Here is a 4,242-nt window from a genome sequence, read left to right as displayed (position 1 = left end):
CGCTTCGGCGACGGCCTGCTGTGCGCGGCCCACCTCGCCGATGCCGCCGGCCAATTCCAGGACGCCGAGCAGGCATGGCAGGCCGAGGGCCGCCCCGGCCGTCCCCGGCTGGTCGCGCAGTTCAACGCCGTCCTGGGGCCGGACCACCTGATCGAGCAGGCACGCGAGTCGCTGCATGCCTATTACGGGGGCCCTGACTACATGAACCTGCCGGCGGGATTCGCGGAGGGGGCGGTGGCAAGCATGCTCACCACACCCGCCCAGATCCATGACACGCTCGCCCAGATGAGCGATTTGGGAGCCGACGAGGTCATGTTCTACTGCTGGTCGGCGGATGTGGCGCAGGTGGATCGCTTCGCCGGGACACTGGGCGAGCACGGGACGCCGACGCGGTGAATGCTCCAGCGCCGGCCACGGTCACCGGAAGGAGCACGGCGTTTGCCCGTGAGCGGCGGCGGCGGTCTCTTTCTTATGGGCGCGGGATGTTGCGCAGGTTCGACCGGGCGAGTTGGACCATGCGGCCGACGCCGCCGGTGAGGACGAGCTTGCTGGTGGTCGTGGCGAAGCCGGCCAGTTGCCGGCCGGTGACGCGCGGCGGGATGGCGAGGGCGTTGGGATCGGTGACGACGTCCAGGAGAGCGGGGCCGTCGTGATTCAGCGTCTCGCGTATCGCGTCGCGTACATCGTGAGGATCTTCGACCCGTACGCTGTGGGCGCCGGCCGCGCGGGCGATCGCCGCGTAGTCGGTGTGGGGATAGGACGTGCCGTACGGCGGGAAGCCGCCGACCAACATCTCCAGATCGACCATGCCGAGCGAGGAGTTGTCGAACAGCACGATCTTGACCGGCAGGTCGTAGTGGATCAGCGTGAGGAGATCGCCCATCAGCATGGAGAATCCGCCGTCTCCCGACAGGGAGACCACCTGCCGGGAACGGTCGGCCAGCTGCGCGCCGATGGCCTGCGGCATGGCGTTGGCCATCGAACCGTGGGTGAACGACCCGATCAGGCGGCGCCGGCCGTTCGGTGACAGGTAGCGGGCCGCCCAGACGGTGCACATGCCGGTGTCGACGGTGAAGATCGCGTCGTCGGCGGCCTCGTCGTCCAGGATGGCGGCGACGTACTCGGGGTGGATCGGCCGGTGCCGTTCCACGTCGCGGGTGTACGCTGCGACGACGCCCTCCAATGCCTCGGCGTGCTTGGCCAGCATCCGGTCCAGGAACCGGCGGTCGGTCTTCTCCCGCACCTGCGGCGTCAGCGCGAGGAGGGTCTCGCGGACGTCGCCCCAGAGCGCCAGGTCGACCTTGGAGCGGCGGCCCAGGTGCTCGGGCCGGATGTCGACCTGGACGATGCGCACGTCGTCGGGCAGGAACGCCGTGTAGGGGAAGTCGGTTCCCAGCAGGATGAGCAGGCCGGCCTCGTGCATCGCGTCGTAGGCGGCGCCGTAGCCGAGCAGTCCGGACATGCCGACGTCGAACGGGTTGTCGTACTGGATCCATTCCTTGCCCCGCAGCGCGTGCCCGACCGGAGCCTTGACCCGCTGGGCGAAGGCCATGACCTCGTCGTGAGCTCCGGCGGTCCCGCTACCGCAGAACAGCGTGATCGCGTCCGCCTGGTCGACCATCCGGGCCAGCGCGGCGATCTCGGCCTCCCCGGGGCGTACGACCGGCCGCCGCGTGGGCAGCGCCAATTCGGCCGCCGGCTGCGGCACGTCCTGCCCGGCGACGTCTCCCGACATGCTCACGACGGCGACGCCCGAGCGGCCGATGGCGTGCTGGATGGCGGTCTGCAGGATCCGCGGCATCTGATCCGGATGCGAGATCAGCTCCGAGTAGTGGCTGCATTCGGCGAACAACCGGTCCGGGTGGGTCTCCTGGAAGTAGGAGGTGCCGATCTCGGCGCTGGGGATGTGGGCGGCCAACGCCAGCACCGGCGCCATGCTCCGGTGCGCGTCGTACAGGCCGTTGATCAGATGCAGATGGCCCGGGCCGCAGCTGCCCGCGCAGGCGCACAGACGTCCGGTGATCTGTGCTTCCGCCCCCGCCGCGAACGCCCCGGTCTCCTCGTGCCGTACTTGGACCCACTCGATCTCGGCACTCCGGCGTACGGCGTCGGTGACGGGATTGAGGCTGTCGCCGACCACGCCGTATATTCGCTTGACTCCGGCCCGGGAGAGAATATCGACAAACTGCTCCGCAACGCTTTGCCTCGCCATTTTGCAAACTCCCTGTCGAGCAATGCTCCAGCCCGTCGAGACCCCTCCCCCAATACCGTTCCCCCTGGCGCTTCACGGTCCGCAATGGGCTTTCCAAATGACGACATGTGAAACGCCGTTGCAGGCAGTCGGTGCAGGTCGGAGGTATAAAGAGCGCACTTTTCGGCAAATTTCGCGTAATCAACCGCCGCGGCGAATATTCCCGGTGAGCCTCGGGTAGCGTCCACATCATGTCCGATTCGGGGGCGGGAATCTCGCCGGAACCACATCGAGGTGGCGGCAATCGTCCGATGCCGCGTGTCGCGTTGTTCACGACCTGTCTCGTCGATGGGCTGTTTCCGGACGTGGGCCGAGCCACCGTACGTCTTCTGGAGCGGCTCGGCCAGCCGGTCGACTTTCCTCTTGAGCAGACGTGCTGCGGCCAGATGCATACGAACAGCGGATATTTCGCCACCGATCTGGTCCGCCGGTACGTGAGGGTGTTCGCCGGCTACGACGCGGTGGTCGTTCCCTCCGGGTCATGCACGGGCAGCATCCGCCACCAGCACGCCCAGATCGCGCGCGCGGCAGGTGATGAGCGGCTCGCCGCGCAGGCTGAGGCCGTGGCCGCCAGAACGTACGAGCTGTCGGAGTTCCTGATCGACGTGCTCGGCGTCGAGGATGTGGGCGCGTACTTCCCGCACCGGGTGGCCTATCACCCGACCTGCCATTCGCTGCGGATCGCCCGCGTGGGCGACCGGCCGCTACGGCTCCTGCGCAACGTTCGCGGCATCGAGCTGGCCGAACTCCCCCACTGGGATCAGTGCTGCGGTTTCGGCGGCACGTTCGCGATGAAGAACCCCGATGTGTCGGCGGCGATGCTCGCCGACAAGATGGAGGAAGTGATCGAGACCGGCACCGAGGTGCTGTGCGCCGGTGATCGCTCCTGCTTGATGCACATCGGCGGCGGTTTGGAGCGCGTGCGCGCCGGCGTACGCACACTGCACCTCGCAGAAATCCTGGCGAGCACCGAAAGCGGTCATCGGGCGAGCAAGCGAGCCCCGAGAGCGGCGGTGCTCCGGTGAGCGCTCAAGGGGTCATCTGGCTCGACGATCCGCCCTTCCCCGCCAACGCCGCACGCGAGGTGAACGACGCGCAGCTGCGGCACAACATCCGGCACGCGACAGCCACGATCAGACAGCGGCGCGCCGAGGTGGTGGCGGACATACCGGACTGGCAGCAGCTTCGCTCGGCAGGGGCCGCCATCAAGGACGAGGTCCTCGCCCATCTGGACCGCTATCTCGAGCAGTTCGAGACCGCCGCCACCCAACGCGGCGCCCACGTGCACTGGGCACGCGACGCGCGGGAGGCGAACGCCATCGTCGCCTCGCTCGTCGCCGCGACCGGTCACAGGGAGGTCGTCAAGGTCAAGTCGATGGCGACGGAGGAGATCGAGCTGGTGCCCGCGCTCGCGCGGCAGGGCATCACCGCGTACGAGACCGACCTCGCCGAGCTGATCATCCAGCTCGCGCACGACAAGCCGAGCCACATCGTCGTGCCGGCGATCCACCTCAACCGCGCGGAGATCCGCGAGATCTTCCTCCAGCACCTGCCCGACGCGCCGGCCGATCTGTCCGACGACCCGCACGAGCTGGCGAGCGCTGCCCGCGCGCATCTGCGCCGGATGTTCCTCGACTCCAAGGTCGCGATCAGCGGCGCCAACTTCGCCGTCGCCGAGACCGGCGGGCTGTTGATCGCCGAGTCCGAGGGCAACGGCCGGATGTGCATCACGCTGCCGGGCACCCTGATCTCGGTGGTGGGGATCGAGAAGATCGTGCCGACCTGGCGAGATCTGGAGGTGTTCCTCCAGCTCCTGGCGCCGTCGGCGACGGGCGAGCGGATGAACCCCTACAGCTCGGTCTGGACCGGTGTCACTCCCGGCGACGGACCACAAGACGTACACATCGTGCTGCTCGACAACGGCCGCACCGACGTCCTCCGCGACGAGCTCGGGCGGCAGGCGCTGCGCTGCATCCGCTGCGCCGCCTGCC

Annotated in this window: 3 protein-coding genes and 1 pseudogene; 3 read left to right on the top strand and 1 reads right to left on the bottom strand. The window is 68.5% G+C overall.

Annotated features, from left to right (window positions below):
- Positions 1 to 396 (top strand): annotated as a pseudogene (locus AB0J09_RS57835) (hypothetical protein); the annotation flags it as partial.
- A gap of 73 nt (positions 397 to 469) precedes the next feature.
- Here the strand turns inward: AB0J09_RS57835 and AB0J09_RS57830 are convergent.
- Positions 470 to 2,212, bottom strand: coding sequence for a pyruvate dehydrogenase (locus AB0J09_RS57830; protein WP_360711553.1), 1,743 nt, complete (start codon positions 2,210 to 2,212; stop codon positions 470 to 472).
- Between the two features lie 290 nt (positions 2,213 to 2,502).
- Between AB0J09_RS57830 and AB0J09_RS57825 the strand changes: the two genes are divergently transcribed.
- Positions 2,503 to 3,276, top strand: a complete 774-nt coding sequence (locus tag AB0J09_RS57825) for a (Fe-S)-binding protein (protein WP_360711550.1) — start codon at positions 2,503 to 2,505, stop codon at positions 3,274 to 3,276.
- Between the two features lie 14 nt (positions 3,277 to 3,290).
- On the top strand, positions 3,291 to 4,242 hold a 952-nt coding region (locus tag AB0J09_RS57820), incomplete at its 3' end, for an LUD domain-containing protein (RefSeq protein WP_360711557.1).

The sequence above is a fragment of the Nonomuraea sp. NPDC049784 genome (assembly GCF_040659615.1).
GTDB lineage: Bacteria > Actinomycetota > Actinomycetes > Streptosporangiales > Streptosporangiaceae > Nonomuraea.
This window is presented reverse-complemented; position numbering and strand designations above follow the sequence as displayed.